A 21,998-nucleotide genomic window follows, 5' to 3' on the forward strand; every position below is an offset into this window, starting at 1 on the left:
CGTCCGACCGTCCTCCCGAAAGCGAGCACCATGCAGTTCCACCACCACGGCTACGTCTCCGGGGACCCTCGCGTCGAGAGCGCCGCCGGCACGGGGATCGACCGACCCGAGGAGCTTCCCGACGAGACCGACGTCCTGATCGTCGGGTCGGGACCGGCCGGGATGCTGCTGGCCGCCCAGATGTCGCAGTTCCCGGCGGTCTCGACGCGCATCATCGAGCGGCGCGGCGGGCGGCTGCCCCTCGGCCAGGCCGACGGCATCCAGCCGCGCAGCGTCGAGACGTTCCAGGCGTTCGGGTTCGCCGAGCGGATCACCGCCGAGGCCTACAACATCGGGTACATGAACTTCTGGGGCCCGGACCCGGAGGACCCGTCGCGCATCCGCCGCACCAGCCGCACGGAGGACTACGGGCTGAAGATCAGCGAGTTCCCGCACCTGATCGTCAACCAGGCGCGTGTGCTCGACTACTTCGCCGAGGCGGCGGCGCTCGGTCCCGGCCGCATCCGCCCCGACTACGGCGTCGAGTTCGTCGGAATCACCCGGGACGACGCGGACGAGTACCCGCTCGCGGTGCGGGTGCGCCACGTCGAAGGTGCGCGGGCCGGCGAGGAGCGCACGATCCGCGCGAAGTTCGTCGTCGGATGCGACGGGGCGCGCAGCGGCGTGCGCGAGGCGATCGGACGGCGGCACGTCGGGCGGTTCGCGGCGCACGCGTGGGGCGTCATGGACGTGCTCGTGAACACGGACTTCCCCGACTGGCGCATCAAGTGCGCGATCACCTCCGAGGCGGGCAACATCCTGCACATCCCGCGCGAGGGCGGGTACCTCTCGCGCATGTACATCGACCTCGGCGAGGTGCCCGACACCGACAACCGCGCGGTGCGCAGCACCCCCATCGAGGAGATCATCCGCCGCGCGAACGAGATCCTGCACCCGTACTCGATCGACGTGAAGCAGGTTGCCTGGCACAGCGTGTACGAGGTCGGGCACCGCGTCACCGACCGGTTCGACGACGTCGAGGACGGCGACGGCCGCACACCCCGCGTGTTCCTCACCGGCGACGCCTGCCACACGCACAGCGCGAAGGCCGGGCAGGGCATGAACGTGTCGATGCAGGACGGATTCAACCTCGGCTGGAAGCTCGGGCACGTGCTCACCGGGCTGGCCCCGGCATCCCTCCTGTCGACGTACTCGGGGGAGCGCCAGCCGGTCGCGCAGCAGCTCATCGACTTCGACCGCGAGTGGTCCTCGCTCATGGCCCGCAAGCCCCACGAGATCTCGGACCCCGACGACCTCGCGAACTACTACCTCGCGACGGCCGAGTTCCCGTCGGGCTTCATGACCCGCTACGAGCCGTCGGCGATCGTCGCGGACGACCGGCACCAGGCGCTCGCCGAGGGCTACCCCGTCGGCAAGCGTTTCGCGTCGGTCCCGGTGACCCGGGTGGGCGACGGCAACGTCGTGCACCTCGGCCACCATGCCCGCGCCGACGGACGGTGGCGGGTCTACGCCTTCGCCGACCCGGATGCCGCGGCCCTGGGCACGTGGGCGGAGTGGGCGGCATCCGCCGACTCCCCGCTGGTGCGGTTCACGCCCGCCGGCGCGGACGTCGACGCGGTGTTCGACGTGAAGGTCGTGTACCCGCAGCCGTACGACGAGGTGGACCTGCTCGCGGTGCCGGAGGTCTTCCGGCCGCGGACCGGCCCGCTCGGCCTCATGGACTGGGAGAAGGTTTACGCGGCCGGGCCCGGCGCCTGGAACTCCGTCGACATCTTCGCCGAGCGCGGCATCGACCCCCGCGGCGCCGTGGTGGTCGTACGCCCCGATCAGTACGTCGCCGCCGTCCTACCCCTCGACGCGCCCGCCGAGCTCGACGCCTTCCTCTCGCGCGCCTTCGCGGGCTGACGTCGGGTCGAGCCGACGCGACCTGCGCCCATCCCGGCCCCGAAGCCGCACTTCGCGCCGGGTCGCGGCGTCGAGACGTCGCAGATGGTCGCGCGAGCGGTGGGGGAGCGACCATCTGCGACGCTTCGGCGTTCGGGCGGGCCGGACGCGGCGCCATATCGCGGCGAGAAACTCGGCACCACCCCTTCCGGGCGACGGGGCGGAGTTCGTAGCGTGGAGCCATGGCGCGTGACGACGACCGACCCGAGGACCTCTACACCGGACCCATCGACCTGTCGGCGCTCGCCGCGGAGGACGGCGATCTCGAGATGCCCGAGATCAGCTACGACGAGCAGCGCTACCCCGCCCGTCCGCGTCGGCTCCGCCCGCGCGACAACCTGCGCGGCAGCAGCGTGCGCCGCATCCGCACCGATCCCCGCACCGCGAACGGGACGAACCCGTCGTACGTCGAGTGGCTGGTGCGTCAGTCGATGCTGAAGGATGCCGACGTCCTGGCGCGCCAGCTTTCGGGACAGCCCACGATGTGGCGCAACGCCTACGCGCGCCCCGACGCGCGCCGGGCGATCGCGACGAGCGACGTGTGGTTCACCGCGTACCCGATCTCGCTCATCACGCGCCCGGGCCAGTCGTTCCTGTCGGCCCTCGGCGACGACGAGCTCTGGTCGGTGTTCGAGCGGATCGGCATCACGGCGATCCACACCGGTCCCGTCAAGCGGGCCGGCGGCATCGAGGGATGGGGCGAGACCCCCAGCGTCGACGGGCACTTCGACCGCATCAGCACGGCGATCGACCCCGCGTTCGGCACGGAGGACGAGTTCCGCGCGCTGTGCGACGTGGCCGACTCGCACGGCGGCAGCATCATCGACGACATCGTCCCCGGACACACCGGCAAGGGGGCGGACTTCCGCCTCGCCGAGATGGGGTTCAAGGACTACCCCGGGATCTACCACATGGTCGCGATCCCGCCGGAGGACTGGCACCTGCTGCCCGACGTCCCCGAGGGCTACGACAGCGTCAACCTCGATCCGGCGACCGAGCACACCCTCGCCGAGCACGGGTACATCATCGGCGCCCTGCAGCGCGTCATCTTCTACACGCCCGGGGTGAAGGAGACGAACTGGAGCGCGACCGCTCCGGCCATCGGTCCCGACGGGGTCACCCGCCGCTGGGTGTACCTGCACTACTTCAAGCAGGGTCAGCCCTCGATCAACTGGCTCGACCCGACCTTCGCCGGCATGCGCCTCGTGATCGGCGACGCCCTGCACTCGCTGGGCGAGCTCGGCACGAGCGCGCTGCGCCTCGACGCGAACGGATTCCTCGGTGTGGAGAAGAGCGCCGAGGGTCTGCCGGCGTGGTCGGAGGGGCATCCGCTCTCGCACGCCGCGAACCACATCATCGCGGGCATGGTGCGCAAGGTCGGCGGCTTCACGTTCCAGGAGCTGAACCTGACGATGGAGGACATCCGCGACACGGGTGCCGTCGGCGCCGACCTGTCGTACGACTTCATCGGACGGCCGGGATACCACCACGCCCTCGCCACCGGGCAGACCGAGTTCCTGCGGCTGGCGCTTACCTCGTCGCTCGCGCTCGGCGTCGCGCCGGTGCAGCTCGTGCACGGGCTGCAGAACCACGACGAGCTCACCTACGAGCTCGTCCACTGGGCGACCCGCCACGCCGACGAGGAGTACGGCTTCCGCGGCGAGACGATCACGGGCGGCGAGCTCGCCGAGGTCATCCGCGCGGAGCTGACCGAGAAACTGGTGGATGCCGGTGACTACAACCGCGTGTTCACGCAGAACGGCATCGCCTGCACGACGACGTCGCTCATCGCGGCGACCCGCGGCATCCCGTCCCTCGACGACATCACCGACGACGACGTCCCCGCGATCCGCGACGCGCACCTCCTGCTGTGCGCGTACAACGCGTGGCAGCCGGGCGTGTTCGGGCTCTCGGGCTGGGACCTCGTCGGCATGCTGACGCTGCCCGCCGACGAGGTGGCCGACCTCATCGGCGCCGGCGACACCCGCTGGATCGAGCGGGGCGCGCACGACCTGCTCGACGTCGACCCGGGCGCGACCCGTTCGACCTCGGGCATGCCGCGCGGCCGGGCGCTCTATGGTCCGCTGCCCGCGCAGCTCGAGGACCCCGACTCGTTCGCGTCGCGCCTGTCGGCGATCATCGACCTGCGCCGCGCGCACGGGGTGGCGACGGCGACGCAGGTCGACATCCCCGAGGTCGCGCACGCCGGCATGCTCGTCCTGGTCCATCGCCTCGACGAGGGGATGCCGGAGGCCGACGCCCCCATCCAGGTGACGGTCCTGAACTTCTCGGCCGAGCCCATCGAGGGCACCGTGCGGTCGGAGCACCTGACCCCGCAGAGCGAGGTCCGCGACGCGGCCGCCGACGAGGTCATCGGTCGCGTAGACGACCTGCAGAGCTTCTCGGTGTCGCTGCCCGCGTACGGCGCCCGGTTCCTGCTGCTCGAGCCGCAGGCCGAGGAGGACTGACGGAGCGGATGCCGGCGCGCAAGCCCCCCGGCGATGTCCGGCGCCCTGCGTAGCGTCGTCCCATGAGCGACGAGACCACCCCCATCGAGAACGACACCACCGACCCCGCCGAGGGTCACGCGCTTCCGCCCGAGACCGGGCAGTCGGGCGAGATGCTCGGCGGCCCGAGCGGCGACACCGCCGTCAAGGACCCCGAGGAGTGGGTCACCGGCGACGAGCCGATGACCGGCGCGCAGCGCAGCTACCTCGACACTCTGGCGCGCGAGGCGGGCGAGCAGATCCCCGCCGACCTCACGAAGGCGCAGGCCTCCGAGCACATCGACCGTCTGCAGCAGGCGACCGGGCGCGGCGCTTCGGACTGACCGGTGGCGGCGTCGCGCCCGCCTTTCAGGCGAGCGCGGCGTCGATGCCGGCGAGCGGCACGGGCAGCCAGTCGGGCCGGTTGCGCGCCTCGTAGATCGACTCGTACACCGCCTTGTCGAGCACGAGTGCGCGCAGCAGCACCGGGTCGAGGGTGATCGCTCCCGGCGCCGCGGTGTACGCGGCGAGGAAGGCCTCGCGGCACGCCGCCGCCCAGGCCGCGGCATCGGGTCCCGCGCCGACGGCGCCGGCGTAGTCGAAGGAACGCAGCATTCCGGCCACGTCGCGCGGCGGGAGGTCGGGGATCGCCCGCTCCGCCATCGGTCGCAGCGGCTCGCCCTCGAAGTCGACGATCCGCCAGCCGCCGTGCGGCACGGCGAGCACCTGTCCGAGGTGGAGGTCGCCGTGGATGCGCTGCAGTCGCGGCCAGGGGCGCTCGAGCGCCGCGGTGTACACGGCGTCGATCGCCGCGAGCCGGTCGGCGACGGCGGGGACTTCGGCGGAGGCGATCGCCAGGCGTCGGCGCCAGGCGCGGCCCACCGCAGCGAGCTGGTCGGGCGACGCGTCCATCGACTCGAGGGCGTCGCTGAGCGCGCCGTGCACCCCGGCGACGGCGACCCCGAGGTCGTGGGCGGCGTCGGTGAAGTCGCGGCCCTCGCGGGCGGCGTCGAGTGCGATCGCCCACCCGTCGCGCACGCCGGGCAGGAACTCCTGCGCGAACCCGAGGGTCCCGCGTGCCGTGCCGGAGTCGCGGCCGACGTCGGGCCACTCGGCATCCGCGCTGCCGTAGAACCGCGGCACGTACGGCGAACCGGCCTCGCTCAGCACGCGCTGCACCGTGACGTCGGGGTTCTCGCCGTGATGCAGCGTCCGGAAGAGTTTGAGGATGATGGCGGGTGCGCCGTCGACGTCGTAGACGATCGAGGTGTTCGACTGCTCGCCGGTGAGCACACGCGAGCCCGTCACGCGGCTCGTGTCGACACCCATGTCCGCGAGGAGGCCGACCGTGAAGGCGGGATGCCGCGTGGCATCCACCACCGCACGCCCTTCCGCGGTCGTGATGACGACCTCCAGGTCGCCGGGGTCGCTCACCTCGGCGAGCGGCACGTTGTAGAGCGTGGGCACCGCGCCGGCGTCGTCCATGAGGAGGTAGCGGGTCGCCCCCGTCACGGACTGCGTGTCGAGCACGCGGAACTGCGGATCGTGACTCTTGCCCGCATACCAGCGCTGCCGTGCCACCCAGGCACCGAGGTCGTCGTCGAATTCCACACGTCCACCCTGGCCCGAGTGCGCCGCCCCGCGGAAGGGGTGGACGAGGTTTCGTCGACGCGTTAGGGGACGGCGGTCACGCCAGCGGCAGGCGGACGGTGAACGCGGTGTGTCCGGGGGTGCTCTCGACACCGATCGAGCCGTCGTGGGCGGCCACGATCGCTTCGGCGATCGACAGGCCGAGCCCGGTGCTCCCGGCATCCCGGTTGCGCGAAACGTCGCCCCGCGCGAACCGTTCGAACAACGTGTCACGGATGTCGGGCGCGATCCCGGGTCCGTCGTCGGTCACCTGGAGCACCGCGTCCTCGCCGTCCAGCCGGAGGGCGAGGACCACGCGAGTCCCCGACGGGGTGTGGGTGCGCGCGTTGCGCAGGAGGTTCGCCACCACCTGACGCAACCGATTCTCGTCGCCGGTCACCTCGATCGTGTCGTCGTCGCCGAGGTCGAGCAGCCACGTCCGCGTGGGGTCCGCGGCATGGGCGTCGCTGACCGCGTCGATCGCGAGCATCGTGAGGTCCACGCTCTCGCGGCGCAGCCGCTGACCGGCGTCGAGCCGCGCGAGCAGCAGCAGGTCCTCGACGAGGTCGGCCATGCGGGTGGACTCCGAGGCGATCCGGTCGAAGGCGCGTTGCTGGGTGGGTGTCATCGGCGCGTTCTCGCCGAGGGAGAGTTGCGCGTACCCGCGGATCGACGCGAGAGGCGTACGCAGCTCGTGACTGGCATCGGCGATGAAGCGCCGGAGCTGATCCTCGCTGTGCTGGCGCGAGGTCAGCGCCGACTCGATGTGGGCCAGCAGGACGTTCAGGGAATGACCCACCCGACCGACCTCGGTCGCGGGATCGGTGTCGCGGTCGGGCACGCGCTCGGGGATCTCGACCTCGCCGATGGCGAGCGGGCGCGCCGCGACGCGGTCGGCCACCGCGGCGACACGGTCGAGAGGGCGCAGCGTCCGGCGCACGACGAGCGACAGCCCGATGAGCACGAGCAGCAGTGCCGTGCCGGCCACGGCGACCTGGATCACGGTGAGGGCGGATGTCGTGGCGGTCACCTCGTCGAGCGAGATGCCGGCGACCACCCGCATCCCGTTCTCCTCCTGAGCGGCGAGGCGGAACTCGCCGAGGCCCTCGCCGAGGTCGACCGTCTCGGGTGTGCGCGAGGGGAGCTCCGCGCGCGTGATCGCCTCGAGCTGACTCTCGTCGAGCGTCGTCTCCTGGCCGTCGTCGCCCGTGTAGCTCGACGACACCACCGAACCGTCCGAGGCGAACACGGCGTGCAGCGACCCGATGCGCGGTGCGGGACCTTCGCGGTCACCGGAGGCGCCGCCGGACGGGAACGAGCCCCCCGGCATCCCCCCGCCGACGCGCACGATCTGCAGGGTTTCCAGCACCTGCCCGTCGAGCCGGTCGTAGACGAACGTCCGCAGAGCGAGCGAGGTCGCCAGGCCCGTGACGAGCAGGGCGATCGCGACAAGCGCACCGGTGCCGACGACGAGGGTGCGCCGGAGCGTCCAGCGGCGCCGTCCGCTGCGAGCCGCCCCCGTCATGAGGCCGTCTTGATCGTGTACCCGACGCCCCGCACCGTGTGGATCAGCGGTTCGCCGAGGGTGTCGATCTTCTTCCGGAGGTAGGAGATGTAGATCTCGACGACGCTCGACGTGCCGCCGAAGTCGTAACTCCACACCTGGTCGAGGATCTGCGCACGGGAGAGCACCCGCCGGGGGTTCTGCATGAGGTAACGGAGCAGCTCGAACTCCTTCGCCGTCAGCTTGATCGGGATGCCGCCGCGCTCCACCTCGTACGTCTCCTCGTCGAGCGTCAGGTCTCCGACCCGGAGACGGGTCTCGGCCGCGGCGGCCGCGGCCACGTGACGACGCGCCATCGCGCGCAGTCGGACGACGACCTCCTCGAGGTTGAAGGGCTTCGTCAGGTAATCGTCGCCGCCGGCGCTGATGCCGGCAATGCGATCCTCGACCGCATCCTTCGCCGTCAGGAAGAGGACGGGAACGTCGTTGCCGGCGGAGCGCAGGCGGCGCAGCACCTCCATGCCATCGATGCCCGGCATCATGATGTCGAGCACGAGGATGTCGGGGCCGAATTCGCGCACCAGGGTGAGGGCCTCCTGGCCGTTCGCGGCGGTGCGGGCGTCCCACCCCTCGTTCTGCAGCGCCATGCGGAGCAGATCGCTGAGGTTCGCCTCGTCGTCGACGACCAGCACGCGGATCGGGGAGCCGTCGATGCGGGTCATCGGGGTCGGGCGGGTGGCGTTCATGGCATCAGCTTTCCGTGTTCGAGAGGGGAATGCGACCGTGCGACGGCCCGGAAAGGCACGCCGCACGGTCGCGCGGGATCAGGAGCGTTCGCCGGCGCCGGCGGCACCGTCGGGTGCGGTGCCGCCGCGGGGGCCGCCGCCCATTCCGCCCCCCATCCCGCCGGTGACGGCTTCTCCCGCCGTCACCGTGACCGACGTCGCGCCCGCCGACACCGTGTAGGTCCCGTCGGCGTCGATGTCGGACGAGGAGAACACCACGGTCTGGAACTCCTTCTCCGCCGTAGTGGAGAAGACGACCGTGCCGTCGGCATCCGTGATCTGGATCTCGTCGCCGGCAGAGCCGCTGACCGTCGCCGCGATCCACGCCTGCGCGCTGCCGCTATCGGGCGACTCGGCCATGCCCGAGCTGCCCACGGCGAGGAGCGTGCCGCCGGAGACATCGAAGCCCCCGTTGCTGTCGAGCGCACCGTTGCCGGACGAGGTTGGACCCCAGACGACGATGTCGCCGCCGGTCACGGTCACGGAGCCGTTCGAGTCGATGCCGTCACCGCCGGCATCGACCGTCAGGGTGCCGCCCGAGATCGTGATGGTCTCACCGGTGTCGGTCATGCCCCCGCCCATGCCGCCCTGGCCGTCGCTGTCCGATGCGGAGTCCCCGCTGCCGTTGAGTCCGTCGTCGGAGGCCGTGACCGCGACGTCCCCACCGCTGATGGTGATGTCGGTCGCCTCGAGTCCCTCGTTCGACTGTCCGACGGTCACCGTGCCGCCACCGATCTCCAGCGCCGCCTCGGCGTGCGCACCGTCGTCTCCCGCGCTGATCGTGACCGTTCCGCCGAGGACCCCGATCGAGCCGTCCGAATGCAGACCGTCGTCCGTCGCGGACACGTCGACCGAGCCATCGCCGATCGCGACGACGACCCCCGCGCTGACGCCCTTCGAGCCGGCGTCCGCCGCGCCCTCGGCGCTGATCGACACCGTCCCGCCCGTGATCACGGCATCGGTGGTCGCGGCGATGCCGTCGTCGCCATTGGTGGCGCTGATGTCGCCGCCGGAGATCCAGACGTACCCGCGTGTGCCGTCTTCGTCGTCGTCGCTCTTGAGCGCATCGCCGCCGGCAGTGACCTCGAGCGTTCCGCCCGAGATGACGAGGGCGTCCTTGCCGCGGAGGGCGTCGTCGGCGGCATCCACGGTGATCGTCCCGCCGATGATCGCGAGGTCGTCCGTGCTGGCGATGCCGTCGTTGCCGTTCCCCGAGATGACGAGCGAACCGGGTCCACCGATGGTCAGGTCGGCGTCGGCGTAGATCGCCGCGTTCGCTGCGGCGCTGTCGTCGTAGCTCGCGGCGTCCGAGACCGAGTTCTCGCTGCCGTCGGCGAGCGAGATGGCGACGTCGTCGGCCGTCGTGACCGAGATGGCGGCGCCGTCGGCGTTCGTGATGTCGACGCCGTCGAGGACGAGGACGACCTGCGCGTCGTCGGGTGCGGCGACGACGACAGATCCGGCGAGGTCGCCGCTGAGCCGGTAGACGCCGGCGGCCGAGATGGTGACCGTGCCGCCGTCGACGCTCACGCCGTCGCCGGACGCCGTCGCGGTCGATCCCTCGAGAGTGACGTCGATCGCGTCGGCCGCCGACCACTCGTCGTCGCCCACGACCGTCGCGTCCTCGTTGGCGGCGAGGACGGCCGTCGGGTCGAGGTCGGAGTCGATCTCGGCGACCGCGACGGTGGCGGAGTCGTCCGTCGTGGATGTGGTCCCGCTCGTGCCGGTCGCGGCGACGCCGGTGACGGCACACCCCGCGAGGACGAGCCCCGCGAGGGCGAGGGGGACGGCAGGAAGGATCAGGCGGCGGCGCATGGCAGCTCCTCGGTTCGGATGGTGGTGGATGCGGGGGAGAAGGGGCCGCGCAGGAGGCGTCCCCAGCGGTTGCGGGGGAGTTCGGGGCTCATCGCGGCGAGTCCGGTCGCGTATTTGCTGACCGAGACGGGACGGTGCCCGGCACGCCACAGCAGTCGGTCGAGGGCGGATGCCGACGACGGCGACTTCGTCTCGACGATCGCCAGATCGGGGAGGGAGAAGCCGGAGCCGTCGGGGCGGTCCCAGCGCAGGTCGGTGTCGATGGTCGCCCGCGACGACTGGTCAGGGGCGAGGAGTGTGGCACGTGCGTACCGGGTGACGAGCGTCGCATCCAGCTCGTCGACGCGACCGCTGTCGACGCCGATCGTGGCGAAGGCGGCGGCGACCTCTTCTTGGGCTTCGGGGGTGAGGACGGCGCGCTGGGCGACGTCGTACTCCGACCGTTCCTTGACCGTCGTCCCACGAGCACCGCGGGTCTTGATCTCGAGGTACGCGGCGTGGGTGTCGACGTAGGTGCGGGTGCGGAGCTTGAACCGCCGGCGGCGCGGCTGCGCGGCCATGTGGAAGCTCAGCAGGTCGGGGGTGTCGAAGTAGACGGACTCGTAGGCGAATCGGCGGGCGCCGCCGATGTCGAGGACGCGGGTGCGCTCGTCGACCCGCGAGAGCAGGCCGCCCAGTGCGGACTGGGGCACGACGTACTTGCGGTCGACGCGGGCCAGGAGTGCCGCCTCGGCCACCATGTCCTCGAGGCTCACCCCGTCGAAGCGGGCGAGGGCGTCGGGGCTCATCGGACCGCTCCGGCTGCGAGGCGGCCGTCCACCTGCGACCCCGTCGAGTCGGGCGCGGGGCGATCGCTGTCCGCGATGCGGTAGCGCACGTCGACGGTGGTCGTGTCGTTCACGAGGTCGAGCTCCTGCACGGTCAGCGAGGTGACCTCTCCGCCGAGCCGCTGCCCGACGAGGGCGCGGAGCGCGGTCTCGTCGGCCTCGGCTCGGTCGAGGCGCACCACCTGATGACGGCTGCGGGAGAGCAGACGCGGGTGGTCGGCCGCCCACATCACGACGAGGATCAGCGCGATGAGTCCGGTGACGGGCAGGATGTCGGCGGTCGGGAGGCCGGCCATGAGGCCTGTGGCCAGTGCGGCGAAGTAGTAGGCCACCTCGCGCTGCGAGATCTCCGACGACCGGAGCCGGATGATCGAGAGCACACCGAACAGCCCGAGGCCGAGTCCGAGCGCGACCTCGGCGGTGCCGAGGACGGTCGCGACGGCCATCACCCCGACGTTGACCCCGAGGAAGGCGACGACCAGGTCGCGGCGGCGGTGGCGTCGGTAGTAGAGCCCCAGGCTGAGGATGAGGGCGGCGGCGAGGTCGATCGCGATGAGCGAGATCGAGGCGATGGTCATGGGTTCCTCCGTGGGGATGTGGTGACGATCTCCATTCGAGTGGCGGCACCTTCACCGTTCCTAAGAGGCGCATTGACCGCCGATTCGAGGCGGGAAGCGCGCGGGTTGCGGCCGAACACGACGCTCCGCTGGATGAGGTAGCCGAGCGCGAACAGCGCCGCCTCGGTGACGAGCTTGGCGGCGAGCAGCGGCATCCCGGCCGCGGTGAGCATCGTCATCCAGGCGACGTTCGAGGCCAGCAGTGCGCCGGCGAGGAGCGCGTACCGTATCGCCTGGCGGCGCAGCGCACCGGTACCGTCGCGACGGAAGACGACGTGCCGATTGACGACGAAGTTCACGGTCGCGCTGACGACCCGGGCGGCGACGATGGACGGGATGAAGGCTCCCGTCACCGCGGTCAGGACGAGGAGCAGCAGGGTGTCGACGGCGAACGCGAACACCGACGAGGCCGCGAACAGCAGCAGCGGCACCCCTACGCGCAGGGTGTCGACCAGGGGGCGGAAGTGGCTCGACGCGTTCCCCGCCACGTAGACGGTCTCGATCGGGACCTCGCACGTCTCCCACCCGTCGCGGTGACAGCGCAGGAGCACGTTCTGCTCGTACTCGAAGCGTTCGCCGCGCTGTGCGAGCAGCCAGGGCAGCATGACGGGCGGGATGCCGCGCAGCCCGGTCTGGGTGTCGGAGAGGGTCCATCCCGCCGCGAGACGGAACGTCGCCCGGGCCGCCGCGTTGCCGAGCCTGCTGCGCATCGGATTGCCGCGTCGGCCGGTGTCGCGGCATCCGAGCACCATCACCGGCGCGCCGGAGTCGACCGCGGCGACGGTGGTCGCGCCGACGTTCAGGATGTCGGCGACCGTGTGCTGGCCGTCGGCATCGGCCGTGACCACGGAATGTCCGGGGAAGGCGCTCATCGCGTGCCGGAACCCCGTGCGCAGCGCTGCGCCCTTCCCCTGGTTCCGCACGTGTCCGAGGACCGTCGCCCCGAGTGCCGCGACGTCGTCAAAGACGGCGGCATGGCGGGGTCCGCTGCCGTCGTCGACGACGACGATCGGGATGCCGGGAGCGGAGATCGTGAGCGCGCCGACCAGGTCGGTCAGGGCGACGTCGGGTTCGTAGGCCGGGATGAGGATGATCACGGCTCACTCCGCGATGTAGAGGATGTCGCTCGTGCCGCGCTCGCCGCCGTTCGAGGGCTGGTTCACGACCTCGCCGTCGAAGAACATCGTCGACGACCCGCCGCCGTCGAGGTTGTACGCGGTCTCGGCGCCGAGGTCGATCATGATCTGGGCGAGCTCGGTGAGGGTCGCTCCGCGGCTGTAGCCCTCGCTGCGGCCGTCGACGACGACGAAGACGAGATGGTTGTCGTCGATCACGCCGACGGCGGTGCGCGGCTGCTCACCCTGGATCGAATGGTTGCCGACGTTGGTGTCGACCTCGACGTCCTCGATCCCGGCCACGACAGCGCCGTCCTCGACGAGTGCGGGACCGAAGCTGAGGGTGTTCCAGACCCCGTCGGCGAGCAGCTGGTCGGCGCTCGTGGCCGTCTCGTCGTAGACCTGCACCGTTCCGTCGGCGTAGAAGGCCAGCCCGGCGCGGGAGGGGGAATCGCGGTAGACGACCCCGTTGCGGATGACGATGCCGGTGTCGCGGAAGCCGTAGTAGTCGCCGTTGATCGCGAACACGGCGTCGTTGTCCTCGGCGATCCCGCTCGTGGTCTCGGTGATGTTCTCGCCGAACTGATCCTTCGCGAACGCGGAGCGCAACCGGGTGGCCTCTGAGAGGACCACATCGGCGACGTAGTAGGTGAGGGTGTCGTCGCCCGACCCGGTGACGACCTGCGACACGGTGACGGTGGTCTCGCCGTCCGAATAGGTGTCGCCCTCGACGACACCCGCCGCATTCGTTGCCGACGTCGTCGGCTCGACGGCCGAGTTCTCGGCCTCGTATGCCGAGACGTCGGAGATCTCGACGTGCTCGATGAGGAAGCGGTCTGCGGCCCACGCCGTCGCCCCTCCGACGGCGAGAGCGACGGTGAGGCCGCCGGCGATGAGGGCGGCCCGAAGATGGCGCGGTTTCGTGGTGTGAGGCATGCCTCCAGGAGTACGGACGCGAGGTTCGGCGGATGTTGACCGATCCTGAGAACGGGATTAACGATGCTCTCCCGGTAGAGCACGGTCAGACGGTCGTCTTTCCCGAGGATGTCGACGTCTGGTACGACGACGGCCCTCGCAGCGGCTGCGAGTGACGCGGGGTATCACACGGGTCCCGCGGGCGCACGCCCCTGGCCGGCACGGCTCCGCGCTGCGAGCGTCGGAGCATGCCGACCACTCCTGAGTCCACGACCGCCGCTCCGCAGACCCGCGCTGGGCGGGCAGCGGATCCCACGCTCGGGGTCGTGTCGCGGCCCGCGTGGCGCGACGACTCCGCTTCTCTCCTGGCCCGCGGCTACCGCTTCGGCGAGGGCATCTGGCGGCGCGTGCCGCGCGGCGCGCGCTCGGCGCCGATGCGGCTGCTGTTCTCCGACGCCCTGCTGGTGCGCGGAGCTGAGGGGGTCGCAGCCTTCTACGACGACGCCCGGGTTGCACGGCACGGCGCCATGCCGCCGTTCATCCAGGAGACCCTCTTCGGGCACGACTCGGTGCACAGCCTCGACGGCGACGAGCACCGGCACCGCAAGGCGACGTTCGTCTCCGCGCTGTACGAGGACGAGCAGGTCGCCCGGCTGCGCCCGCACCTCGAGCGCGAGTGGCGGCACGAGGCGGACGAGTGGATCGCCGGCGGAACGCGGTCGGCGTACGACGCCGCCGTCGGAGCCCTGGGCCGCGCAATCATGCGGTGGGCGGGGCTCCCCGGCACCGGCGAGGCGAAGACGCGGTGGGCGCGCCGGCAGGCGCAGATCGTCGACGGATTCGGTGTGCCGTACTCCCCGGAGTACCTGCTGGCCGCTCTGAATCGGCGGTGGTCCGACCGGCACGCCGAGCGTCTCATCCGCGCCGTGCGCGCCGGCAGCCTCGACGCGCACCCGGCAACCGCGCTGGCCGCCTGGGCAGGGCACCGCGACCGCGCCGGTGAGCTGCTGCCCGCTCGCCTCGCGGGTGTGGAACTGCAGAACAGCTTCCGCCCGATGATCGCCGTCGCCCGGTTCACCGCCTTCGCCGCGAAGCGGCTGCAGGAGCACCCGGACTGGCGCGAGCGCATCGCCGCCGAGGTCGCCGAGCGGGGATCGCTCGTCGACGGCCCGCTCGCGACCGCGTTCGCACAGGAGATCCGCCGCACGTCGCCGTTCGTCCCGATGCTGCCGGCCTTCGCGACGCAGGACATCGAGGTCGACGGTCGTACGGTCCGCGCCGGCGGGCGCATCGTGCTCGACATCCTCGGCACCGACACCGACGAGGGGTCGTGGGAGCGCGCCGACATCTTCGATCCCGAGCGCTTCGTCGGCGTCGACGACTACGAGGAGATCACCGCGTTCGTGCCGCACGGGGGCGCGGATGTCGCGACAGGGCACCGCTGCCCGGGCGAGAAGCTCGCGATCGCGGGGCTCGCGGCATCCATCAGCGCCCTGAGCGACCCCCGCCTGGCGATTCTGCCCGCCGGACTTGAAGTGAACGAGCGACGGATGCCCACGAAGCCCCGCTCGGGTGGACGCGTCCGGCCCGCGGGGTCGACGACCGGCGCGCGCTGCCCGTTCCACCGCTGACGCGATGCCACGAACCGGGGCCGCGTGCAACCCCCTCTGAACCGGACCGTGTCGACCGCAGGGTGACCTCCGACCGGGAGGACCACCATGGCCGAGCAGAACACCACGCAGACGACACGCACCGACGCGCCCGATCCCGAGGCGTCGCGCAAGCCCGACTCCGTCGGCGACGTGAAGAAGCGGTCGTGGAAGTACGTCCTGGGCAAGACGATCCGCGAGTTCAGCGCGGACCAGTGCACGGATGCCGCGGCGGGCCTCACCTACTACGGGGTGCTCGCGCTCTTCCCGGCCCTGATCGCGATCTTCTCGCTGCTCGGCGTCGTGGGACAGGGGCAGGCGGCCGCCGACGCGGTGCTCGGCATCGTGCGCGACGTCGCGCCCTCCGACACGGCGAGCGCGCTGGAGGGCCCGATCCAGCAGATCGCGTCGTCGCCCGGTGCGGGACTCGCCCTCGCGCTCGGCATCGTCGTGGCGCTGTGGTCGGCTTCGGGGTACGTCGGGGCCTTCTCCCGGGCGATGAACCGGATCTACGAGATCGAGGAGGGGCGCCCGTTCTGGAAGCTGCGTCCGATGCAGCTGCTCGTGACGCTCGTCGCGGTGGTCTCGCTCGCCCTCGTCGCGCTCGGCCTCGTCCTCTCGGGCGACGTCGCCCGAGCGATCGGGGAGACGTTGGGCCTCGGCGACGGCGTGCTGCTCGCGTGGAACATCGCGAAGTGGCCCGTCATGCTCTTCGTGGTCGTGTTCCTCGTCGCGGTCCTCTACTACGCGACCCCCAACGCGAAGCAGCCGAAGTTCCGCTGGATCAGCATCGGCGCGCTCATCGCGATCGTCGTGATGATCATCGCCACCGCCGGGTTCGCCTTCTACGTCGTGAACTTCTCGAACTACGACCGGACCTACGGCTCACTCGCCGGCGTCATCGTGTTCCTGCTCTGGCTGTGGATCGCCAACAACGTGCTGCTGTTCGGCGCGGAGTTCGACGCCGAGCTCGAACGGGGCCGCCAGCTGCAGGGCGGCATCGCCGCCGAGGAGGACATCCAGCTGCCCGCCCGCGACACGCGGAAGTCCGACAAGCAGGCCGCGAAGGAGCAGAAGGACATCGACGAGGGCCGCCGCATCCGCCTCGCCCACGGTGAGGACGAGGACCGATGACGGACGCCGAGACCCCCACCCGCCTGAAGCGGGGCATCACCGGTCCGTTGCTTTTCGCCTTCATCCTCGGGGACGTGCTCGGCGCGGGCATCTACGCCCTCATGGGCGTGCTCGCGGCGGAGGTCGGCGCGGTGCTGTTCGCCGTCACCCGGTGGTTCCGGTCACGGGCAGCACGGGCGGAGGAGGCCTCGGACCGCTGAGGCCGGCGTCAACGGCCGGTGGGCGGGAGCTTCGCCACGCCGTGCCGATTCGGCTCGTCCGGTTCGGCGGCCGTCGCGGGCGACGCGGCGGAACCGCCGTGGGGGGAGTCCGTTCCAGGGTAGGACGGCTCCTCGATCTCGACCGCGCGGTCGCGGTCCTCCTTCTTCGGCAGGTGGTCGAGTGGCTGTCGGATGTCGTCGGATTCGCTCATGCCCACACGCTCCGCCGCGAAGGACGGCCGCGGCAGGGGGTTGCGAGCGGCCGGCGACTGTGATGGACGAATCACCTCGCGACGCCGCAGTGTAAGAGACGGATGCCGGGGGCGCGACCCCCCTCGAACCTCGACCGACGGCGGGCACCATCGAGCAATGCTCGAGCTGCACTACTCCGACGGTTACGTCGTCACGACGGGCGCGATCGCGGACGCGGTGATGCGATACGCGAAGACCCTCGCCGAGCAGAAAGCTTCCGATCTCATCACCGTCCCCATCTCGACCGTCGAGGGTCCTGCCGTCTCGTCGATGCTCATCGGGCCGGCGAGCCAGCTCTACACCACCCCGCACACCGGTCCCGCAGTGCCGATCGAGGACGAGGCTTCCGTCATGGACCTCCTCAGTCGCAACGACCGTCTCGTGCACCCGCCCGAGACGGTGGGCGAGTACCCGTACGAAGAGGACGACCCCTGGTACGAGGAGTCGTTCTGAGACGCGCACGCCTGCGGGAGCGCAGCCGACTCGTCCGCGCCTGGCGATTGTGGCGGACGCGGCATCCGGTCACTTTCCGCGACAAGGTCCGCTACAAGATGCTTCGCGACCACCGGCCCCTCGTCGTCACCTTCGCGGACAAGGCGGCGGTGCGCGAATACGTCGCCGACCGTGTCGGCATGCGGTACCTGCCCGATGCCGCCGTGTTCGATGCGCCGACCGAGCTGCTGACGGCGGACCTGCCCGACGCGCTCGTCCTGAAACCGACGCACGGCAGCGGGGCGGCGATCATCGTCTCGCCGTCCGCGCCGGTGGAGGCGCGACTGCCCGAGGACGGCAGTTGGGTCTACCGCCACGTCCGGCCCGAGCACGCCCCGCGGGAGCATCTCGTGCGCCTCGCGACGGACTGGCTGTCGCAGCTCTACGGGCAAGGCCCGAACCGGGAGTGGGTGTACGGCCGGGTGCCGCGGCGGATCATCGTCGAGGAGATGCTCGGCGGCGCGACGGACCGCATCCCCGACGACTACAAGCTCTTCGTGTTCCACGGCCGGGTGCAGTACGTGCAAGTGGATGCCGGGCGCTTCGCCGGTCGCACGCAGGACTTCTTCGACCGCGACTGGACCCACCTGCCGCTGAGCGGCGGTCCGCCGTGGGCCGATCCCACACCGCCGCGGCCGGCGGGCCTCGACGAGATGATCCGAGTCGCCGAGGCGCTCGGCGCGGACACCGACTTCGTGCGCGTCGACCTGTACGACGTCGACGGCCGCATCGTGTTCGGCGAACTGACGAGCTTCCCCGCCGGCGGTGACAGCCCGTTCCACCCGGAGTCCTTCAACACGGAGTTCGGTCGACATTGGACGGTGCCGAGGCGATACCGATGACCGAGCGCTGGCTCGTCGCCACGACCGAGTACGCCGGCGTGACGTCCTACACCGGCGGCATCGGCAGGCATTACGCCGCCCTATTGCCCGCCCTCGCCGCGCAGGGCGCCGAGATCGACCTCGTGGTGTTCACGGAGGGTCCCGTCGACGTGAACGCGACTCCCGGCATCCGTCGGCTGGTCGTCCACCGGACCGGAGGGATGCCGCGTCTCGCGGCGCTCCTGCATCGCCCCCGTGCACTGCGGCGGGCGTACCTGGCCGACACCTACGACCGCGTCCTCGTGCCGGAGTGGATGGGGCTCGGTGCGCTGCTGCCGCGCGACGCCCCGCTCGTGACGAACCTCGCAACAGGCGTGGACCTCGCGCACGAGATCTCGGGCCTGCGGCTCACCGACCTCCCGGCATCGAGTCGCCCGGCTGTCGTGCTGCAGAGCCGCCTCGAGGCGCGGCAGGTGCGCCGCTCGGCCGGGATCGTCGCGATCTCGCACGCGATGGCCGACCGGGCGGAGCGCATCTGGGGACGGATGCCGCGGGTCGAGGTCGTCCGCAACTGCATCGACGTCGCGGCGGTGCGGCACGCGGCGGCGACGCGCAGGCCGCCGGCGGGCTGGCCGGGTCCGGACGGCCCGATCGCCCTCTTCCTCGGCCGCGCCGAGCGGCGGAAGGGCGTGGTCGACGGCGTCGACGCCTTCGCGCGGGTCGCGCAGCTGCATCCCACCGCCCGCCTCGTGCTGGCCGGTGCCGGGGGAGACGACCGCTTCGAACCGTCGCGGGCGGCCCTCCTCGACCGGGTGCCGTCCGCGGCGCGCGATCGGGTGACGTTCCTCGGCCACGTGTCGGGCGACGAGCTGTACGGCGCGGTCGCGGCCGCCGACGTGGTGATGTGTCCGTCGCGGTGGGAGGGCTTCGGAAACGTGGCCGTCGAGGTGATGGCCGCCGGGGCGCCGCTGGTCGTCACCTCCGGCAGCGGATTCGACGACTTCTGCACCGATGGCCCGGATTGCCTCATGGTGCCGCCGGCCGCCCCGGACGCCCTCGCGGCCGCGCTCGCCGCCGTGCTCGACGACCCGGGCGCCGCCCGCCGCCGCGCGGCGCACGCCGCTGCAGGAGTCGACCGCTTCGCCCCCGCGCCGGTGGCGGCCGACCTCCGGGCCGCCGTCGACAGGGTGCTGTCGCGCGTGGCCATCCCGGCGTAGGGTCGCGCTGTGCGCCCCCCCTCCGTTACGCAGCCGTTCCCGCGGACCATCGACGGGGCGAAGAAGTACGTCGTGTCCGCGACCCTCGACGCCGTCGACGGGAACACCGAGCTCCTCACCGGCGACCTGCGCGCGAACGTCGAACGGCTCAAGGCGGCGCCGGGGAAGGGGCTCTACACCGCCGGGGTCACCCTCGCGACGACGCTCGCCGGGTGGGGACTGATCGACGAGTACACGTTCGTCGTCCGGGGTGGTGGCGGAGACCGACGTGCCACGGCGGTGAGGCGCGGGGCGTGACGCGGACCCGCCCTAGGCTGGAACGCCCGGCCTGCCGCCGCACGAGAGGGTGCCCGTGAAGACGACCGACGCGACGATGCTCACCGCCGAGATCCGGGGGTGGGACGCGCCGCGGCGCGTGCATCCGATGACCCCGGACCCGCAGGGCCCGGTCGTCCTCACGGATCGGCACCTGCTGCGGCACGGCCGGCCGCACATCCCGGTGTCCGGCGAGTTCCACTTCACGCGCGTGCCCCGCTCCCAGTGGGATCGACGTCTGCGACTCATGCGCGCCGGCGGACTCACCGCCGTCGCGGCGTACGTCTTCTGGAACCATCACCAGCCCCGGCCGGACGCGCCGCCCGCGTTCGACGACGGGCGCGATGTTGCCGCCCTCGTCGACGCCTGCGTGCGCGCCGACCTCGACGTGGTCCTGCGGATCGGCCCGTGGTGCCACGGCGAGGTCAGGAACGGCGGCTTCCCGGATTGGGTGCAGGACGCGGACGTCGCCCACCGGACGGACGACCCCGCCTACCTCGCGCTCGTCCGCCCGTGGTTCGAGGCCCTGGGCGCTCAGCTCGAAGGCCGTCTCGGCGGCACGAGCCGGGTGATCGGCATCCAGATCGAGAACGAGATCTACGACCAGCCCGACCACATCGCGACGCTGAAGACGATGGCGATCGAGGCCGGCCTCGTCGCGCCGCTGTACATGGCGACCGGTTGGGGCGGGGCGCAGCTGCCCGCGGACGAGGTACTGCCGATGTTCGGCGGGTACGCCGACGGTTTCTGGGTGGATGCCGACGCGCCCTGGGACGACACCTTCCGCGAGCACTTCTTCTTCCGCCACGTGTGGGACGACCCGGGCATCGGTGCCGACGTGCGCGAAGCGCAGGGCGACGAGGCCGCAGCCTCGCCGGGTTCGCTCCCGGACGGGTTCCCGGCCGTGACGTGCGAGCTGGGCGGGGGCATGGCGACGGCATACCACCGCCGGCCGGTCCTCGACGCCGAGGACATCGCCGCGGTGGCGAACGTCAAGATCGGCAACGGCTCGGCCTGGCAGGGGTACTACATGTACGCCGGGGGCCTTAACCCCGCGCACGACCTGCAGGAGTCGCAGGCCACGGGGTACCCCAACGACCTGCCGGAGTTCGACTACGACTTCCACGCGCCCATCGGCGCCGCCGGCGTCCCCACCCGCACCCACGCGCTCCTGCGCACGCAGCACGCGTTCCTCCGCTTCTTCGGTGAGCAGCTCGCGGACATGCCCTCCACCCTTCCCGACGTCGTCCCGTCGGGTGTCCACGACGTGTCGACGCCGCGGTGGGCCGTGCGCTCGGACGGCCGATTCGGCGTCGTCTTCGTCACCTGGCAGCAGCCGCACGAGGTCCTGGACGACCTGCCCACTGCGCGCTTCCACCTCTCGCTGCCGGATCGCACCCTCGTCTTCCCGGACGAGCCGATCGCCGTCCCGCGAGGAACCATCGCACGCTTCCCCTTCGGTGTCGCCGCGGGCGGACTCACCGTGGACTGGGCCACCGCGAGTCCGCTCGCGCGGCTCACCCGACCCGGGGGCGGCACCGTCCTCGTCCTCCTGGCGTCGGAGGGCATCGCCCCGCGGGTGCAGATCGCGGGCGAGGTCCGCCAGGCGGCGGGCGACGTGTGGGCCTGGGCCGTCGGCGACGACGCCGTCGTCGTGCTGAGCGCCGCGCACGCGGCCGACGTGTGGGTGGTGGGCGACGAGGTGTACGTGAGCGACGACGAGATCGACGTCGACGACACCGGGGTGTCGGCCTGGGCGCGCAGCGGCGGCACCGTGCAGTGGCTCGATCCGGTCGCCCTGCAGCTGCGCACCCTGCCGCCCGAGGGTCCCGACGTCGTCCCGGCGCGTGCGCTGCCGGTCACACCGGGGGCGACGGGCGCGGGCCCCGCCGCCGGCTACGGCGAGCGGAACGGCCGTGCGGCGGCCCCGGGCACCGCACGCGTCATGCGCGACGGCGACACGTGGACCGTCGACATCCCGGCGGACCTCCGGGCGCACCCGCTCGAGGTGACCGTCGACTGGATCGGCGACGTGGCGGTGGTCCGGGCCGACGGGGTGATCCTGAGCGACCGGTTCTGGGACGGGACGCCGTGGATCCTCCGCATCCCCGCCGGCACGGCCCGCCTGACGTTCCACGTCCTCGGGATGCACCCCGACGCGCCGGTCTGGCTGCACCCCGCCGCGCGCGATCGTCTCGCCGCGGGCGGCCCGCAGGGTGTCCGGTCGGTGACGGCGCAGCCGGCCGATCAGCGACGTCGATTCCGCCGGTGACGGCGGCGA

At 71.8% G+C, this 21,998-nt stretch carries 19 protein-coding genes and 1 pseudogene; 11 read left to right on the forward strand and 9 right to left on the reverse strand.

Going from position 1 to position 21,998, the window contains the following annotated elements; translation table 11 throughout:
• Positions 1-30: 30 nt before the first annotated feature.
• The 3 genes from AYL44_RS12760 (at position 31) to AYL44_RS12770 (ending at position 4,774) form a co-directional block, all read left to right on the forward strand.
• The gene (locus tag AYL44_RS12760) at positions 31-1,905 is read left to right on the forward strand and encodes an FAD-dependent monooxygenase (RefSeq protein ID WP_064003959.1); all 1,875 of its coding nucleotides are present in this window, start codon (positions 31-33) and stop codon (positions 1,903-1,905) included.
• A gap of 221 nt (positions 1,906-2,126) precedes the next feature.
• On the forward strand, positions 2,127-4,412 hold the full coding sequence (treS, locus tag AYL44_RS12765; protein WP_064003664.1) for a maltose alpha-D-glucosyltransferase: 2,286 nt from the start codon (positions 2,127-2,129) through the stop codon (positions 4,410-4,412).
• A gap of 62 nt (positions 4,413-4,474) precedes the next feature.
• Positions 4,475-4,774, forward strand: coding sequence for a DUF3072 domain-containing protein (locus AYL44_RS12770; RefSeq protein ID WP_082886208.1), 300 nt, complete (start codon positions 4,475-4,477; stop codon positions 4,772-4,774).
• Between the two features lie 25 nt (positions 4,775-4,799).
• Here the strand turns inward: AYL44_RS12770 and AYL44_RS12775 are convergent, their stop codons facing one another.
• The 8 genes from AYL44_RS12775 to AYL44_RS12810 form a co-directional block, all read right to left on the reverse strand.
• A complete protein-coding gene (locus AYL44_RS12775; RefSeq protein ID WP_064003665.1) occupies positions 4,800-6,041 on the reverse strand; it encodes a maltokinase N-terminal cap-like domain-containing protein in 1,242 nt (413 codons plus the stop codon).
• 76 nt (positions 6,042-6,117) lie between these two features.
• On the reverse strand, positions 6,118-7,584 hold the full coding sequence (locus AYL44_RS12780; RefSeq protein ID WP_064003666.1) for a sensor histidine kinase: 1,467 nt from the start codon (positions 7,582-7,584) through the stop codon (positions 6,118-6,120).
• Positions 7,581-8,309 carry a response regulator transcription factor gene (locus AYL44_RS12785; protein WP_064003667.1) on the reverse strand — a complete coding sequence of 243 codons (729 nt, stop codon included), beginning with the start codon at positions 8,307-8,309 and terminating at the stop codon, positions 7,581-7,583. The genes AYL44_RS12780 and AYL44_RS12785 overlap by 4 nt, the downstream gene beginning before the upstream one ends.
• Before the next feature lie 78 nt (positions 8,310-8,387).
• Positions 8,388-10,163 carry a carbohydrate-binding domain-containing protein gene (locus tag AYL44_RS12790; protein WP_064003668.1) on the reverse strand — a complete coding sequence of 592 codons (1,776 nt, stop codon included), beginning with the start codon at positions 10,161-10,163 and terminating at the stop codon, positions 8,388-8,390.
• On the reverse strand, positions 10,148-10,951 hold the full coding sequence (locus tag AYL44_RS12795; RefSeq protein ID WP_064003669.1) for a polyphosphate polymerase domain-containing protein: 804 nt from the start codon (positions 10,949-10,951) through the stop codon (positions 10,148-10,150). Before AYL44_RS12795 ends, AYL44_RS12790 begins: the two co-directional genes overlap by 16 nt.
• Positions 10,948-11,568, reverse strand: coding sequence for a DUF4956 domain-containing protein (locus tag AYL44_RS12800; protein WP_064003670.1), 621 nt, complete (start codon positions 11,566-11,568; stop codon positions 10,948-10,950). Before AYL44_RS12800 ends, AYL44_RS12795 begins: the two co-directional genes overlap by 4 nt.
• Entirely contained in the window at positions 11,565-12,704 is a 1,140-nt protein-coding gene (locus AYL44_RS12805) for a GtrA family protein (RefSeq protein WP_064003671.1), read from the reverse strand. The genes AYL44_RS12800 and AYL44_RS12805 overlap by 4 nt, the downstream gene beginning before the upstream one ends.
• A gap of 3 nt (positions 12,705-12,707) precedes the next feature.
• Entirely contained in the window at positions 12,708-13,658 is a 951-nt protein-coding gene (locus AYL44_RS12810) for a phosphodiester glycosidase family protein (RefSeq protein WP_064003672.1), read from the reverse strand.
• 227 nt (positions 13,659-13,885) lie between these two features.
• Here AYL44_RS12810 and AYL44_RS12815 point away from each other — a divergent pair, with 227 nt between their 5' ends.
• From AYL44_RS12815 to AYL44_RS12825, 3 genes and pseudogenes are all read left to right on the forward strand, one after another.
• Positions 13,886-15,268 carry a cytochrome P450 gene (locus AYL44_RS12815; RefSeq protein ID WP_082886209.1) on the forward strand — a complete coding sequence of 461 codons (1,383 nt, stop codon included), beginning with the start codon at positions 13,886-13,888 and terminating at the stop codon, positions 15,266-15,268.
• Positions 15,269-15,355: 87 nt separating this feature from the next.
• Positions 15,356-16,420 (forward strand): YihY/virulence factor BrkB family protein, encoded by a 1,065-nt coding sequence (locus tag AYL44_RS12820; protein ID WP_064003674.1) that lies wholly within the window; start codon positions 15,356-15,358, stop codon positions 16,418-16,420.
• A pseudogene (locus AYL44_RS12825) lies at positions 16,417-16,563 on the forward strand (amino acid permease); the annotation flags it as partial. The gene AYL44_RS12820 and the pseudogene AYL44_RS12825, both read left to right, overlap by 4 nt.
• A 65-nt stretch (positions 16,564-16,628) precedes the next feature.
• Here AYL44_RS12825 and AYL44_RS12830 read toward each other — a convergent pair.
• Complete coding sequence (locus AYL44_RS12830; protein ID WP_064003961.1) at positions 16,629-16,832, reverse strand: hypothetical protein; 204 nt, start codon at positions 16,830-16,832, stop codon at positions 16,629-16,631.
• A 157-nt stretch (positions 16,833-16,989) separates the two neighbouring features.
• Between AYL44_RS12830 and AYL44_RS14725 the strand changes: the two genes are divergently transcribed.
• The 5 genes from AYL44_RS14725 to AYL44_RS12855 all read left to right on the forward strand — a co-directional run bounded on the left by AYL44_RS14725 (position 16,990) and on the right by AYL44_RS12855 (position 21,989).
• The gene (locus AYL44_RS14725) at positions 16,990-17,325 is read left to right on the forward strand and encodes a hypothetical protein (RefSeq protein WP_064003676.1); all 336 of its coding nucleotides are present in this window, start codon (positions 16,990-16,992) and stop codon (positions 17,323-17,325) included.
• 98 nt (positions 17,326-17,423) lie between these two features.
• On the forward strand, positions 17,424-18,206 hold the full coding sequence (locus AYL44_RS12840) for an ATP-grasp fold amidoligase family protein (RefSeq protein ID WP_064003962.1): 783 nt from the start codon (positions 17,424-17,426) through the stop codon (positions 18,204-18,206).
• Positions 18,203-19,402 carry a glycosyltransferase family 4 protein gene (locus AYL44_RS12845; protein ID WP_064003677.1) on the forward strand — a complete coding sequence of 400 codons (1,200 nt, stop codon included), beginning with the start codon at positions 18,203-18,205 and terminating at the stop codon, positions 19,400-19,402. The genes AYL44_RS12840 and AYL44_RS12845 overlap by 4 nt, the downstream gene beginning before the upstream one ends.
• Positions 19,403-19,411: 9 nt before the next feature.
• The gene (locus tag AYL44_RS12850; RefSeq protein WP_331709489.1) at positions 19,412-19,699 is read left to right on the forward strand and encodes a hypothetical protein; all 288 of its coding nucleotides are present in this window, start codon (positions 19,412-19,414) and stop codon (positions 19,697-19,699) included.
• Positions 19,700-19,754: 55 nt separating this feature from the next.
• Entirely contained in the window at positions 19,755-21,989 is a 2,235-nt protein-coding gene (locus AYL44_RS12855; RefSeq protein WP_157532682.1) for a beta-galactosidase, read from the forward strand.
• The last annotated feature ends 9 nt before the right edge of the window (positions 21,990-21,998 follow it).

Origin of the sequence: Microbacterium oleivorans (assembly GCF_001644225.1) — a bacterium.
GTDB lineage: Bacteria > Actinomycetota > Actinomycetes > Actinomycetales > Microbacteriaceae > Microbacterium > Microbacterium gawkjiense.

Bases quoted from the DNA above. Each gene is read 5' to 3' on its own strand.
- AYL44_RS12760 (WP_064003959.1), top strand. From the start codon at position 31: ATGCAGTTCCACCACCACGGCTACGTCTCCGGGGACCCTCGCGTCGAG.
- treS (WP_064003664.1), top strand. From the start codon at position 2,127: ATGGCGCGTGACGACGACCGACCCGAGGACCTCTACACCGGACCCATC.
- AYL44_RS12770 (WP_082886208.1), top strand. From the start codon at position 4,475: ATGAGCGACGAGACCACCCCCATCGAGAACGACACCACCGACCCCGCC.
- AYL44_RS12780 (WP_064003666.1), bottom strand. From the start codon at position 7,584: ATGACGGGGGCGGCTCGCAGCGGACGGCGCCGCTGGACGCTCCGGCGC.
- AYL44_RS12785 (WP_064003667.1), bottom strand. From the start codon at position 8,309: ATGAACGCCACCCGCCCGACCCCGATGACCCGCATCGACGGCTCCCCG.
- AYL44_RS12790 (WP_064003668.1), bottom strand. From the start codon at position 10,163: ATGCGCCGCCGCCTGATCCTTCCTGCCGTCCCCCTCGCCCTCGCGGGG.
- AYL44_RS12795 (WP_064003669.1), bottom strand. From the start codon at position 10,951: ATGAGCCCCGACGCCCTCGCCCGCTTCGACGGGGTGAGCCTCGAGGAC.
- AYL44_RS12800 (WP_064003670.1), bottom strand. From the start codon at position 11,568: ATGACCATCGCCTCGATCTCGCTCATCGCGATCGACCTCGCCGCCGCC.
- AYL44_RS12810 (WP_064003672.1), bottom strand. From the start codon at position 13,658: ATGCCTCACACCACGAAACCGCGCCATCTTCGGGCCGCCCTCATCGCC.
- AYL44_RS12815 (WP_082886209.1), top strand. From the start codon at position 13,886: ATGCCGACCACTCCTGAGTCCACGACCGCCGCTCCGCAGACCCGCGCT.
- AYL44_RS12820 (WP_064003674.1), top strand. From the start codon at position 15,356: ATGGCCGAGCAGAACACCACGCAGACGACACGCACCGACGCGCCCGAT.
- AYL44_RS12830 (WP_064003961.1), bottom strand. From the start codon at position 16,832: ATGAGCGAATCCGACGACATCCGACAGCCACTCGACCACCTGCCGAAG.
- AYL44_RS14725 (WP_064003676.1), top strand. From the start codon at position 16,990: ATGCTCGAGCTGCACTACTCCGACGGTTACGTCGTCACGACGGGCGCG.
- AYL44_RS12840 (WP_064003962.1), top strand. From the start codon at position 17,424: ATGCTTCGCGACCACCGGCCCCTCGTCGTCACCTTCGCGGACAAGGCG.
- AYL44_RS12845 (WP_064003677.1), top strand. From the start codon at position 18,203: ATGACCGAGCGCTGGCTCGTCGCCACGACCGAGTACGCCGGCGTGACG.